This window comes from Nonomuraea sp. NPDC001831 (assembly GCF_042892035.1).
In the GTDB taxonomy this organism is placed as follows: Bacteria; Actinomycetota; Actinomycetes; order Streptosporangiales; family Streptosporangiaceae; genus Nonomuraea.
Genome location: NZ_JBIATU010000002.1, coordinates 708,101 through 720,103, shown reverse-complemented (window position 1 = coordinate 720,103; position 12,003 = coordinate 708,101). Strand labels below are relative to the sequence as shown.

At 70.5% G+C, this 12,003-nt stretch carries 12 protein-coding genes and 1 other RNA gene; 9 read left to right on the top strand and 4 right to left on the bottom strand.

Features of this window, described 5'->3' with window-relative positions; translation table 11 throughout:
• Positions 1–7: 7 nt before the first annotated feature.
• The gene (locus tag ACFYYW_RS08870; RefSeq protein WP_352321712.1) at positions 8–1,039 is read right to left on the bottom strand and encodes a hypothetical protein; all 1,032 of its coding nucleotides are present in this window, start codon (positions 1,037–1,039) and stop codon (positions 8–10) included.
• 47 nt (positions 1,040–1,086) lie between these two features.
• On the opposite strand from ACFYYW_RS08870, the gene prfB reads away from it, so the two are divergent.
• The 6 genes from prfB (at position 1,087) to ssrA (ending at position 7,273) form a co-directional block, all read left to right on the top strand.
• Positions 1,087–2,205 carry a peptide chain release factor 2 gene (gene prfB / locus ACFYYW_RS08865; RefSeq protein WP_352321713.1) on the top strand — a complete coding sequence of 373 codons (1,119 nt, stop codon included), beginning with the start codon at positions 1,087–1,089 and terminating at the stop codon, positions 2,203–2,205.
• A 379-nt stretch (positions 2,206–2,584) separates the two neighbouring features.
• Positions 2,585–3,274 carry a cell division ATP-binding protein FtsE gene (gene ftsE, locus ACFYYW_RS08860; RefSeq protein ID WP_020541427.1) on the top strand — a complete coding sequence of 230 codons (690 nt, stop codon included), beginning with the start codon at positions 2,585–2,587 and terminating at the stop codon, positions 3,272–3,274.
• 20 nt (positions 3,275–3,294) lie between these two features.
• Positions 3,295–4,203, top strand: a complete 909-nt coding sequence (ftsX, locus tag ACFYYW_RS08855) for a permease-like cell division protein FtsX (RefSeq protein ID WP_352321716.1) — start codon at positions 3,295–3,297, stop codon at positions 4,201–4,203.
• A 23-nt stretch (positions 4,204–4,226) separates the two neighbouring features.
• The gene (gene smpB / locus ACFYYW_RS08850; protein WP_352321717.1) at positions 4,227–4,694 is read left to right on the top strand and encodes an SsrA-binding protein SmpB; all 468 of its coding nucleotides are present in this window, start codon (positions 4,227–4,229) and stop codon (positions 4,692–4,694) included.
• Between the two features lie 20 nt (positions 4,695–4,714).
• Entirely contained in the window at positions 4,715–6,580 is a 1,866-nt protein-coding gene (locus ACFYYW_RS08845; RefSeq protein WP_352321719.1) for a penicillin-binding transpeptidase domain-containing protein, read from the top strand.
• Between the two features lie 308 nt (positions 6,581–6,888).
• Positions 6,889–7,273: a transfer-messenger RNA gene (ssrA, locus tag ACFYYW_RS08840) on the top strand.
• A 91-nt stretch (positions 7,274–7,364) separates the two neighbouring features.
• On the opposite strand, the gene ACFYYW_RS08835 is transcribed toward ssrA, so the two are convergent.
• The 3 genes from ACFYYW_RS08835 to ACFYYW_RS08825 all read right to left on the bottom strand — a co-directional run bounded on the left by ACFYYW_RS08835 (position 7,365) and on the right by ACFYYW_RS08825 (position 9,734).
• Positions 7,365–8,723 carry a hypothetical protein gene (locus tag ACFYYW_RS08835; protein WP_387646650.1) on the bottom strand — a complete coding sequence of 453 codons (1,359 nt, stop codon included), beginning with the start codon at positions 8,721–8,723 and terminating at the stop codon, positions 7,365–7,367.
• A 68-nt stretch (positions 8,724–8,791) separates the two neighbouring features.
• Positions 8,792–9,253 (bottom strand): cyclase, encoded by a 462-nt coding sequence (locus ACFYYW_RS08830; protein WP_387646648.1) that lies wholly within the window; start codon positions 9,251–9,253, stop codon positions 8,792–8,794.
• Positions 9,254–9,308: 55 nt separating this feature from the next.
• The gene (locus ACFYYW_RS08825) at positions 9,309–9,734 is read right to left on the bottom strand and encodes a hypothetical protein (protein WP_387646646.1); all 426 of its coding nucleotides are present in this window, start codon (positions 9,732–9,734) and stop codon (positions 9,309–9,311) included.
• Positions 9,735–9,832: 98 nt separating this feature from the next.
• Here ACFYYW_RS08825 and ACFYYW_RS08820 point away from each other — a divergent pair, with 98 nt between their 5' ends.
• From ACFYYW_RS08820 to ACFYYW_RS08810, 3 genes are all read left to right on the top strand, one after another.
• Positions 9,833–10,801 carry a helix-turn-helix domain-containing protein gene (locus tag ACFYYW_RS08820; protein ID WP_352321726.1) on the top strand — a complete coding sequence of 323 codons (969 nt, stop codon included), beginning with the start codon at positions 9,833–9,835 and terminating at the stop codon, positions 10,799–10,801.
• 83 nt (positions 10,802–10,884) lie between these two features.
• Positions 10,885–11,466 (top strand): lipoprotein, encoded by a 582-nt coding sequence (locus tag ACFYYW_RS08815; protein ID WP_387646643.1) that lies wholly within the window; start codon positions 10,885–10,887, stop codon positions 11,464–11,466.
• Positions 11,450–11,989, top strand: a complete 540-nt coding sequence (locus ACFYYW_RS08810) for an OmpA family protein (RefSeq protein ID WP_387646641.1) — start codon at positions 11,450–11,452, stop codon at positions 11,987–11,989. The genes ACFYYW_RS08815 and ACFYYW_RS08810 overlap by 17 nt, the downstream gene beginning before the upstream one ends.
• Positions 11,990–12,003 lie beyond the last annotated feature (14 nt).

Below are 12,003 nucleotides of genomic sequence, written 5' to 3'. Positions count from 1 at the left end.
GGGGCCCTCACTCGCCGCTGGCGCGGGTGAGGGCTCCGTCGTGGGCGACGACCCTGGCGGCGGCCGGGGCCGACAGCGGGGGCACCGCCGTGGCGTACTGGTGGACCTCGGTGAGCTTGAGGCTGCGGCGCACCGACGAGGTCGAGATGGCCCAGCCCGCCTCCGGCGGCACCGGGATGATGTAGGTGTTGTTGGCGACGGTGCGGGTCGAGGTGTTGCGCGACAGCGAGTACTGGATCAGCGCGCCGCCGTCGGCCGTGCGCAGCGCGTAGACCGGCCAGTTGTCGGCGCTGAAGATCGAGTCGTAGCTGAACCCGTCCTTCTTGGCCTTCTCGCGGTCGGCGGCGATCTGCCTGGCCACCTCCGTCGTGTACGGCCCGTCGGCGAGCAGGCCCGCCGTCACCCCGGCCGACCCGGTCTCGGCCACGCTGGCGTGCACCGGGCCCATGTACTGGGGGCTGATCGTGACGGTCTTGTCGTCGGGCGTCAGCGCCGTGGCGTAGCCGTCGGCGTCGAGCCGCACCCGCGGCAGCTCCTGGCCCGGCAGCAGCTGCGCGGCCGAGCTGAGCAGCCAGTCGTCGCCGCTCTTGGCGAACGTCAGCAGCGTCGGCTGCCCGTTGCGGGTGGCCAGCGCGCTGAACCAGGGCGCCCGCTCGCCCTGGGCGAACCTGGGCACGTAGAGGGTCGGCGAGCCCCAGGAGTAGCGCGGCGGGCGGTCGCCGGTGGACTCGAAGGCGGCCTGCGTGAGCGCCAGCTGACCGTCGCGGACCAGGTCGGTGCCGAGGAACAGCCGCCCCGTCACGGGGCTCTCCACGCGCAGCACGTCGTCGGTGGGCAGGATCTCGGCGACCGCCTCGGCCGCCTCCTGACGCGTGACGGCGGGCGGCGGCGCGCTGGGCGAGGGGCTCGCCGCGCCGGTGGCGCCCGCCTTTCCCTGGGTCACCGCCGGGGACGTCTGAGCAGGGCCTGTGCACGCGGTCGCCGCGGCCAGCACGCCGACGGCGAGCGCCAGCATCTTCCCCCGACCGTATGCACGCACCTCGCCATGTTATTCGTGCACGCGAGGGTCGCGTACCCTAGGGAGACGTGGCAGGCATCGATCCGGCAGAAGAGATCAACGAGCTCGCGAACACGCTCCGCAGCATCCAGGACGTGCTCGACCTCGACGCGATGCGCAAGCAGATCGAGGAGCTGGAGCAGCAGGTTGCCGCCCCAGACTTGTGGGACGACCCCGAGCAGGCGCAGAAGGTCACCAGCAAGCTCTCCCACCTCCAGGGCGAGCTCAACCGCGTCGAGGGCGTGGCGCGCCGTCTCGACGACCTGAAGGTGCTCTACGAGCTCGCGGCCGAGGAAGGCGACGACGACACGCGCCTCGAGGCCGACAAGGAGCTGGAGACGCTCAAGACCGACATCGGCGCCCTTGAGGTGCGCACGCTCCTGTCGGGCGAGTACGACGCCCGCGAGGCGCTCGTCACCATCAACTCCCAGGCCGGTGGCGTCGACGCCGCCGACTGGGCCGAGATGCTGCTGCGCATGTACCTGCGGTGGGCCGAGCGCAAGGGCTACTCCACCGAGGTCTACGACACCTCCTACGCGGAGGAGGCCGGCATCAAGTCGGCCACGTTCACCATCAAGGCCCCCTACGCCTACGGCACGCTGCGCGGCGAGCACGGCACCCACCGGCTGGTCCGCATCAGCCCGTTCGACAACCAGGGCCGCCGCCAGACCTCGTTCGCGGGCGTCGACATCGTGCCGGTCGTCGAGCAGACCGACCACATCGACATCAACGAGGACGACCTGCGGGTCGACGTCTACCGGTCCTCGGGCCCCGGCGGGCAGGGCGTCAACACCACCGACTCGGCGGTGCGCATCACCCACCTGCCCACCGGCATCGTGGTCTCCTGCCAGAACGAGCGCTCCCAGCTCCAGAACCGCGCCTCGGCCATGAACGTGCTCCAGGCCAAGCTGCTGGAGCGCAAGCGGCAGGAGGAGGCGGAGAAGATGTCGGAGCTGCGTGGCGCGACCACCACGTCATGGGGCACGCAGATCCGCAACTACGTGCTGCACCCGTACCAGATCGTGAAGGACCTGCGTACGGGCACGGAGGCGGGCAACCCGTCGGCGGTGCTCGACGGCGACCTCGACGGGTTCATCGAGTCGGAGATCCGCTGGATGCGCAGGGCGGAGTCAGGCGCCACCGACTAGGTGCCTGAGCACCAGCGTCGCGAAGAGCAGCACGAGGAGCAGGACGACGACGAGGGCGGGTGACAGTCCGGCGAAGCCGTGACTGTGCATCCGCTCCCTGTTGGCTCGGCAGAGGGGGCAGCGGCCCTCGATCACGGGGTGGGCGCACTGCGCGCATACGAGGTGTTCACAACTCATGACAGCCCCAAGTCTAGCCGCACAATCGTTTTGTTTCCGTTATGGACGTTCCATGCCAGTCTTCCCCCTAGACTGTCGTCTGGCCAATCGGAACGTCGATCATCAGTAAAGACGGCGCCCCCGATCGGCCGGCGGCGGGAAATGGGCATGTGCCACCCTCGCTTCCGTCCTGACCCCTAGACTGGCATGCCGTGATGCTCTCGTGATCCATTTCGATAATGTCACCAAGGTCTACGCGAACCAGAACCGGCCCGCTCTCGACCACGTCTCCGTCGACGTGGACAAGGGCGAGTTCGTGTTCCTCGTCGGCCCTTCGGGGTCAGGCAAGTCCACGTTCCTGCGTCTGGTCCTGAAGGAGGAGCGGCCCAACTCCGGGGCGATCCACGTCGCCGGCAAGGATCTGGCCCGCCTCTCCAACTTCAAGGTGCCTCACCTGCGCCGCCGCATCGGCTGCGTCTTCCAGGACTTCAGGTTGCTCCCGAACAAGAACGTCTACGAGAACGTGGCGTTCGCCCTAGAGGTGATCGGCAAGCCCAGGCGGTTCATCCGCAAGGTCGTGCCCGAGGTCATCGAGCTGGTCGGCCTGGAGGGCAAGGCCCATCGCATGCCCGACGAGCTGTCCGGCGGCGAGCAGCAGCGTGTCGCCATGGCCCGCGCGTTCGTCAACCGGCCGATGATCCTGCTGGCCGACGAGCCCACGGGCAACATCGACCCCGCGACGAGCATCGGCATCATGAAGGTGCTCGACCGCATCAACCGAACTGGCACCACGGTCGTCATGGCCACGCACGACGCGGCCATCGTGGACTCCATGCGCAAACGCGTCGTCGAGCTGGAGGACGGGAAGATCGTCCGTGACCAGTCGCGTGGCGTGTACGGCCAGGCGTACTGACAGGGAGCGGCAGACACAACATGCGGGCGAACTTCATCTTCTCCGAGGTCTGGATCGGCCTCCGTCGCAACCTGACCATGACGATCGCGGTCGTCATCACCGTGGCAGTCGGCATGGCGATGCTGGGCGTCGGCCTGATGATCAACGCCCAGGTCTCCATGCTCAAGTCGTTCTGGTTCGACAAGGTCGAGATCTCGGTCTTCCTGTGCACCAAGGGCACCGCGATCCCCGAGTGCAACGGCAAGGCCGTCACGCCGGCCCAGACCAAGGCGTTGAAGACCCGTCTTGAGAGCCTCCAGGGCGTCAAGGAGGTCTTCTACGAGGACCAGAGCACGGCGTACGAGAACTTCAAGACGGCCTACCAGGCCAGCCCGACGCTCGTCCAGGCCACCAGGGTCGAGGACATGCCGCAGTCGTTCCGCGTGAAGCTGGTCGATCCCGACAACTACCAGCCGGTGATCGACGCCGTGAAGGGCCAGCCGGGCGTGTCCCAGGTGATGGACCACAAGCAGCTCATCGGCAAGTTCTTCGACCTGCTCGACAAGCTGTCCTTCTACGCGCTGGCCGTCGCCATCGTCCTGGTGCTGGCCGCGGCGCTGCTGATCGGCAACACGGTCCGGTTGTCGGCGTTCAACCGGCGCCGGGAGACGGGGATCATGCGCCTGGTGGGCGCCTCCAACCTCTACATCCAGCTGCCGTTCGTCATGGAAGGCGTGATCGCCGGTCTGATCGGCGGCGTCTTCGCGGCCATCATCCTGATCGTGACGAAGGTCCTGCTGTTCGAGGAGATCGCCGGCTACTTCGGCAGCGGCATGGCCCAGCTCGGCTGGGACGCGGTGGCCCAGACCATCACGCTCACCATGGCCATCGGCGTCGTGATCTGTGTGCTGGCCTCGTTCGTGACGCTCCGCCGATACCTCAGGGTGTGAGGAATCGCCGGTAAGGTCGAAGCATGCCACGTGAGACCGGGCGGAAGGTCATCGCCCAGAACAAGCGGGCCCGGCACGACTACCACCTTGAGGACACCTTCGAGGCGGGGCTCGTGCTCCAGGGCACGGAGGTGAAGTCGCTCCGCGAGGGCCGCGCCTCGCTCGTCGACGGCTACGCCAGCATCGACGACGGCGAAGCGTGGCTGCTCAACGTGCACATCCCCGAGTACATGCAGGGCACGTGGACCAACCACGCCGCCAAGCGCAAGCGCAAGCTGCTGCTGCACCGCAAGGAGATCGAGAAGCTGGCCGCCATGACCAAGGAGGGCGGCCTCACGATCGTCCCCACGGTCCTGTACTTCCAGGACGGCCGGGCCAAGGTCGAGATCGCCGTCGCCCGGGGCAAGAAGGACTGGGACAAGCGGCAGTCGCTGGCCGAGCAGCAGGCCAAGCGGGAGATGGCGCGGGCCCTGCGGCACCGCAACCGATGAGAGCGGCGGCACTCTAACCGATGACACGCGCGCGCCGCACCCTTGCCGCGACCGTCACCCTGGCGGTCGCGAGCATGACGCTGACCGGCTGCTTCGAGGAGTCCTCGCCGCACGACGCGGTGCGCGACTTCCTCGTGGGCTGGCAGTCGGAGGACTACGCCCTGGCCGCGGGCCGCACCGACGGCGACCCCGCCAAGGTGGGCAAGGCCCTGGCCAACGCCAAGCTGGAGCTCGACGCGGCCTCGTTCCGCTTCAAGATCAAGAGCGTGAGCGTGACCGGCGAGGAGTCCAAGGCCGACTTCCGCGCCGAGGTCGACCTGGGGGAGAACACCCCGCTCTGGGCGTACGACGGCTCGCTGCCGCTGCACCTGGTCGACGGCAGGTGGAAGGTGCGCTGGTCGCCGTCGGTGCTGCACCCGCAGCTCAAGGAGGGCCAGCGGTTCGCGGTCGAGACCAACCCCAAGCCGCGCCAGCCCGTGGTCGACCGGACCGACGACCCCCTGCAGAACGAGCTCTACGTCTACGTCGTGGGCGTGGTGCCGTCCGCGCTGGGCAACCGGGCCGAGGAGGTCGTGGCCAAGCTGTCGGCGATCACCGGCTACGCCCAGGACCGGCTGCTGAGCCGGATCAGATCCTCGCCGCCCGACAAGTTCGTGCCGCTGGTCACGTTCGGGCGCTCGCGTTACCTGTCGATGAAGTCGAAGCTGGCCGGCATCTCCGGCATCCAGACCGACCCGCAACCGCAGCCCATCGACCCGGCCGCCCCCAAGCAGATCGTCGGCAAGGTCAGCGCGCTCACCCCCGAGGACGAGCAGAAGCTCGGCGGCCCCCAGCGGGCCGGCGACTCGATCGGCCAGAGCGGCCTGCAGCAGGCGTACCAGGACTATCTGACCGGCTCCACCGAGACGAGGGTGATCACCCTCGATCTCAAGACCGGCCGGCAGGTGGCCAAGCTGCAGGAGTGGCCGGGCCGCCAGAACGTCTCGGTCAAGACCACGATCGACAGCCGCGCCCAGGCGGCGGCCGAGCGGGCGGTGGCCGAGACGGCCACCAGCGCGCTGGTGGCCGTCCAGCGCGACACCGGCGAGATCCTGGCGGTCGGCACCAGCGGGCTCAACCAGGAGAAGGACGCGCTGGCGGGCAGATTCCCGGCAGGCACGGCCTTCTCGATCGTGGCGGCCGACGCGCTGATCAAGAGTGGCGTCAGCACCAAGCAGCGCCTGGCCTGCCCGGCCGAGCGCACGGTGGGCGGCGCCAAGTTCGTGCACGCCAGCCAGACCGCCGGGGTCACGTCGTCGGCCACGTTCCAGGACAACTTCGCCAAGGGCTGCGTGACCGCGCTGGCCTCGCTGGCCCGCCGGGCGAGCGCCGGCGGCCTGGCCGCGAGTGCCAAGGACTTCGGCATCGGCCAGCCGTGGCGGCTGCCGCTGAAGTCGTTCAGCGGGGCGATGCCCGAGCTGTCCAGCGACGCCGACAAGGCCAGGGCCATCGCCGGCCAGACCGTCGAGGTCAGCCCGCTGTCGATGGCGCTGGTCGCGGCGGCCGTGGGGTCGGGCACCTGGCGGCCGCCGGTGCTCGTGACCGCGCCCACGTCGCCCGATCCGGCGGCGGAGGTCGTCCCGGCCAAGCAGCCGGACGCCGTCCCGATGGATCCGAAGGTGCGCACGGCGCTGACCGCGATGATGCGCGCCGGGGCGGTCGGCAGCCCCGCCCAGGCGGGCCGGGGCAGGGTCTACGGCGTGCGCGCGACGGCGGGCACCCAGGACAAGCCGATGACCTGGTTCGTCGGCTGGCAGGGCGACGTGGCGATCGCCGTCCTGGCCAAGAGCTACGACGCGGCGGCCATAGCGGGCAGCTTCTTCTCGGGCCTTCGTGACCCTGCGTGAAAATTTTGTGACGGCGAGCAACCGTTCCGCGTCGCGGCTGCGTCTTACTGAATGACTGGGCCCGCTCGGGGGGTTGCGGACTCAGTCGCCGTGATGAGATCAGGACTTCATCTCGGGGGAAGTCCTGCCGTCCGGACCGGCTCGACCCTGCCGGTCGGCCCCCGGGAGCGCGTGCTGCTGTGCCACGCTCCCGGGGGTTTCGCCATGCTGGAATTAAGTTGGCGTTGGGGGCGTTGTCCCCTGTAGATTCAGTGTTGCTCGCCTCTGTGTGATCAGCGATCAGCGTGAGGCGTGTTGACAACTGCACAGGGGGTGACTGGCTTCGACTTCGATCTTGCAAGCCAGGTGAAGCGGGCCGAGGACTGCGGACATAACCTCGTTAATCCTGTGACCGCAAACCAATAAGTGCCAATTCCAAGCGCACTGAGGTCAGCCAGGGTTCCCTGGCTCTCGCTGCCTAAGTAGCGAAACCTCTGTCAGCCCGGGAGTGCCTTCGGCCCGGTGTCTGGCATCGCTAGAAGGCTCAACCGATCGACCCGGCCACGGGGGAGATCGGGAAATCAAACAGTGGCTGAGCCCGTCGGCGACTCGCCTGCGTGATCGCCGGGGCTGAGAAAAGCACAGCAGGCTGCGCCCGGAGAAGCCCTGACTTGGGATTGAAGGACGCGGGTTCGATTCCCGCCACCTCCACGTGATCAAAAAGCCTCCGGCCTGCCGATGACCTCGGCGGGTCGGAGGCTTTTCGCTGTCCGGGGGCGTGCGCGTCCACCAGCGTGCGCGTCCACTAGAACGTGCGCAGCCACCGGCGGAGGCGGTCGAGGGGGGTGCGCGGCTCCAGCGGGGGCAGCAGGCGGCGCAGCTCGTCGTCGGTGGCCGGGCGGGCGTCGAGGGCGGCCTGGCGCAGCGGCTTCGCGTCCACCCGCAGGCCGCCGAGCACCTGGACGGTCACCGTGCCGCGGCGCACCGCGTAACCGTGCGTGTCCTCGCGGCGGACGTAGGTGAGGCCGGAGCCGGCCGGGGCGCACTTCTCGGCGAGGTAGCAGACGTCGTCGTCGGCCGGGCGCACGGACAACGTGATGTGGACGCTCTGGCCGCCGTTGCCGGTGTGGTCGGCGGGCGTGTAGACCAGGCCCGCCGGGATGCCCGTGAGATGGGGGGTGTAGCCCGGGATGCGCGCCGCGTAGTAGTCGCCGGTCTGCTCCTGGTCGCCCAGCTCGCGGGCGGCGGCCGGACGCAGGCTCCGGGCCGCCGACCGGAGCAGGTCGCGGGGGACGGCGGCGCTCCCCACCACCGTGACGTACCGGCGGCCCACCCGCACCTGGTAGCCGTGCTCGACCGGACCCTGCCGGTGGACCAGGCCGCCGGGCTCGGCGGTGCAGGGTCCGGCCGGCAGGTCGGCGTCCTGCGCGGTGGGCTGGCCGCACACGGCCGCGCCCGGCAGGAGCCGGTCGTAGGCGACGATCCGGACGTACCGGTCGGGCGGGATGGCGGCCGGGTCCGCCGGGGTGAAGCCGGAGCCGCCCAGCCCGCCGCCGTAGTCCCTGTCGTCGGGACGGTAACCGGGGACGGCGACCACGTACGCGGTCTCCCGGTGGAGGTCGGCCACCGTCAGGCGGGCCGCCAGGTCGTCCGGCGGCTCCTGGCGCAGCACCGCCACGCCCGTCCCCACGAGCGCCACGCTCAGCCCCAGCGCCACCCCCTTGCAGCGCCACCCGCGCAGCAGCGCCCCGGCCACGAGGGCGTAGGGCACCCCGCCCAGCACGGCCGCAAGCGGCATGTCGCGGCTCACCCCGAGGCCGGCGACGTCGGTCACCGCCCAGCCGAGGGCCCAGCCGGCGGTTCCCAGGCCCAGCACGAGCAGCGCCCACAGGAGCCGGCCGCCGCGCGTCGCGCCGAGGACGGACACGGCGCGGGTGGCCCCGATCACGATGACCAGGTAGCCGAGCAGGGCCGCCACGCCCAGTGCGGCGGCGGCGAGGAACACCGCCTCGCTGCCGGCGAACAGCACGGCCGGCAGGACCAGCCACGCCGTCGGCAGGAAGACCGACCCGGCCGCCCAGGCGCCGACGAGCTGGGCCAGGACCAGCAGCGGCCGCAGCGCGACCCCGCCGGGGGGACGGCCGGTCCCGATGTTCGTGCGCACCCCGGTCTCCGTTCCTCGCGGCAGCCTTCGCCGCTGGGTTGGACGACCGCCCAGCGGCGCGGGTTCGGTCAAGGGGACCGTTCGAGGATCGTCTTGATGTGCTGGTTGCGCAGGTTGATGAGGTGGGTCATGTGGCGGCGCAGCACCAGCAGCTCGGCCAGGCGGCCCAGGGGGCCGGCGGGGGCGGAGAAGTCGACGACGTCGGTCATGAGGGTGGCGCCCGCGTGCGGGGCCGCCTCGAAGCGGTGTTCGTGCCGCCAGTGGCGGAACGGCCCGGACACCTGCTCGTCCACGAAGTACCCGGGCCGTTCCCAGGCGCTGATCGTCGAGGTCATCCGCCAGGTGAGGCCGAAGTGCCTGGCCTGCCAGGTGACCTGGTCGCCGAGGCCGAGCAGGCCCGTGGTGACGCCCGCGACCGCGCGTTCCGACGAGCCGGCCATGGACGCGGTGTGGGTCTCCACCGACAGCGACGTGTCGAAGAGCACGTCGGGGGGAGCGAAGACCAGGGTCACGGTCTCGAAACGCGCCATGGCGGCATCTTAGGGATCCCCGTGGGCGCGGGGCCGAGGGGGATGGGGTGCCGGGCTAGTGGGCGCAGCCGGTGTACTCGTCGAGGCGTCGGAACATGGCGGCCAGCATGAGCGGGAACATCGCGACGTGCGCGAGGAGCATCAGGACGCCGCCGTCGATGACGCCGAGCCAGAGCAGCGGATAGAGCGGCACGATCGGGACGAACATCGCCGCGCACATCTCCAGCGTCGACGGCCAGCGGTGGCCGCGGAAGCGCATCCAGGCCGCCATGCCCACCGACATGTTCACGGCCATGATCAGGTAGGCCGGCTCCGGCGACTCCTCGTGGGAGACCGAGAGGCCGACGGCCGACTGGAGGGCGCCGAGCGCGAACATGCCGACGAACATGGCCACGATCATCTCCACGTAGTGGAGGGCGAACTTCGACCAGCGGCGTCCGGCGGCGGAGGGGGTCGCGGGTGCAGAGGGCGTCGGTGTCATGGCTCCGACTGTGGCCGGGTGGGGGACGGGGACGAGGGGGCGAAGCCGTACGTGTCCGGAAACTTGGGTTCTTTGTCTTCCGGACCTACAGTCGTGCCATGGAGTACCGGCGGGTCGTGGTCGTCGCCTACGAGGCGGCCGAGCTGCTCGACATCGCGTGCGTCAGCTCGACGCTGGAGAACGCGAACTGGCACGGCGCCTCACCGTACTACCAGGTACGGCTGGCCACCCCCGGCGGCCACCCCGTGACCACCGCCGGCGCGCTGGTGCTGCAGGCCCAGCTCGCGCTGGAGCGGATCACCGGGCCGCTCGACACGCTCATCGTCTCCGGCGGCACCGGCCACGTGGACGCCGCGGCGAACCCGCTGGTCGTCGGCCATGTCCGCAGGCTGGCGCGGGAGAGCAGGCGGGTCGCGTCGGTGTGCACCGGCGCGTACGTGCTGGCCGCCGCCGGGCTGCTCGACGGCAGGCGCGCCACCACCCACTGGCGGGAGGCGGCCGACATGGCCGCCCGCTACCCGCGCGTCACCGTGGACCCGGCCCCGATCTTCGTCCGCGACGGCGAGGTGGCCACGTCCGCGGGGGTCACCGCCGCGATCGACCTCACGCTCGCGCTGGTCGAGGAGGACAACGGCGCGGAGCTGGCCAGGACGGTGGCCCGCGGCATGGTCACCTACCTGCAGCGGCCGGGCAACCAGGCCCAGATGAGCATGTTCGTCAGCCCGCCGGCGCCCGCCGACGGCCTGGTCAGGCGGGTCGTCGAGCACATCTCCGCCAACCTGGCCGCCGACCTCACGGCGGCCACGCTGGCCGCCGCGGCGGGCGTCAGCGAACGCCATCTCACCCGGCTGTTCCTCCGGCATCTCGGGCAGACGCCGGGCAGGTTCGTGCGGCGGGCCCGTACCGAGGGGGCGGCTCAGCTGCTGGCCTCGACCTCGTTGCCCATGTCCGCGATCGCCGTGCGCTGCGGGTTCGGGACGGCCGAGACGCTGCGCCAGGCGTTCGTGGACCGGTACGGCATCCCGCCCTCCCGCTACCGGCTGACCCAGTCGTCCGCGACCGGCTGATCACCGTTTGTCCCGCCCGAAACGGGCAATCCGGGCTAGGGTGTCTGACTTGATTCTTTTCTCGGCATTAGGGTGATCAGTAGATGCGAAAGACGATCGTGCTCATCGGGGCGGCCGTCGTCCTGTCAGGGTGTGGCATGGTGTCCGGCGGGCAGCCGCGGACCGCCGCCAAGGAGGCGACCACCACCGCCCCCGCGCCGCAGCAGACCGCGCCGCAGCAGACGCCTGCGCAGACGGCGCCGCCGCAGGCGGACGTGGTCGTCGCCACCCGCGAGGCCAAGGTCGGCTCCGGCGACCAGTACGGCAAGGCCCGCGTCGAGATCACCGCACTGAAGCGCCAGGGCAGGACCGTCACCCTCAACTGGACGATCACCGCCGTCGAGGGCAAGGTCAACGTGCACAACGGCCTGGGCGGCGGCGGCTTCGACTACACGGTCTCCAACGTCTCCCTGATCGACCCGGTGAACGCCAAGCGTTACCGCGTCGCCCGCAACGGCACCGCCGCCGACGCCACGTGCGTGTGCTCCGGCACCCAGGGCCAGTTCCTGGAGGCGGGGAAGTCCAGCACGCTGTACGCGGTCTTCGCCGCCCCGCCGCCGGAGGTCACGAAGGTCAACGTCGAGATGCCGATGCTGGGCGTGCTGACCGATGTTCCGCTCTCTTAGCCTGGCGCTGGCCCTCGTCCTGACGCCCACGCCCGCGCCGGTCCCGGCCGACGCCGCCGGCCCGGTGGAGGACCTGGTGCTGCCGGTCGAGGACATCGTCGGCGAGGTCGAGTCCATGGACGGCGCGCAGAGCGAGACCAGGCAGGGCCGCACGGTGACCGTCGCGCTGACCAGCGACGTGCTGTTCGCGCTGGACAAGTGGCGGCTCACGCCCAAGGCCCGCGAACGGCTGGCGGACGTGGCCGCGAAGGTCGAGGCGGAGGGCGCGAGCGGCGTCGTCAGCATCGAGGGGCACACCGACGACCAGGGGAGCGACGCGTACAACCTGGCGTTGTCGCGGCGGCGGGCGCAGGCCGTGCGCGCGGCGCTGGGCCCTTTGCTGGGCGGCGGGAACGTGACCCTCCGGGCCGCCGGATACGGTGAGAGGCGGCCCAAGCTGCCCAACCTGGTCGAGGGCAAGCCGGTGGAACGGAACCGGGCGAAGAACCGGCGCGTGGAGATCGTCTTCACGGCCCGGCAGTGAGGGATGGCTTCGGC

Bases quoted from the DNA above. Each gene is read 5' to 3' on its own strand.
- ACFYYW_RS08810 (WP_387646641.1), top strand. From the start codon at position 11,450: ATGTTCCGCTCTCTTAGCCTGGCGCTGGCCCTCGTCCTGACGCCCACG.
- ACFYYW_RS08845 (WP_352321719.1), top strand. From the start codon at position 4,715: ATGACACGCGCGCGCCGCACCCTTGCCGCGACCGTCACCCTGGCGGTC.
- ACFYYW_RS08825 (WP_387646646.1), bottom strand. From the start codon at position 9,734: ATGACACCGACGCCCTCTGCACCCGCGACCCCCTCCGCCGCCGGACGC.
- ftsX (WP_352321716.1), top strand. From the start codon at position 3,295: ATGCGGGCGAACTTCATCTTCTCCGAGGTCTGGATCGGCCTCCGTCGC.
- smpB (WP_352321717.1), top strand. From the start codon at position 4,227: ATGCCACGTGAGACCGGGCGGAAGGTCATCGCCCAGAACAAGCGGGCC.
- ACFYYW_RS08830 (WP_387646648.1), bottom strand. From the start codon at position 9,253: ATGGCGCGTTTCGAGACCGTGACCCTGGTCTTCGCTCCCCCCGACGTG.
- ACFYYW_RS08815 (WP_387646643.1), top strand. From the start codon at position 10,885: ATGCGAAAGACGATCGTGCTCATCGGGGCGGCCGTCGTCCTGTCAGGG.
- ACFYYW_RS08820 (WP_352321726.1), top strand. From the start codon at position 9,833: ATGGAGTACCGGCGGGTCGTGGTCGTCGCCTACGAGGCGGCCGAGCTG.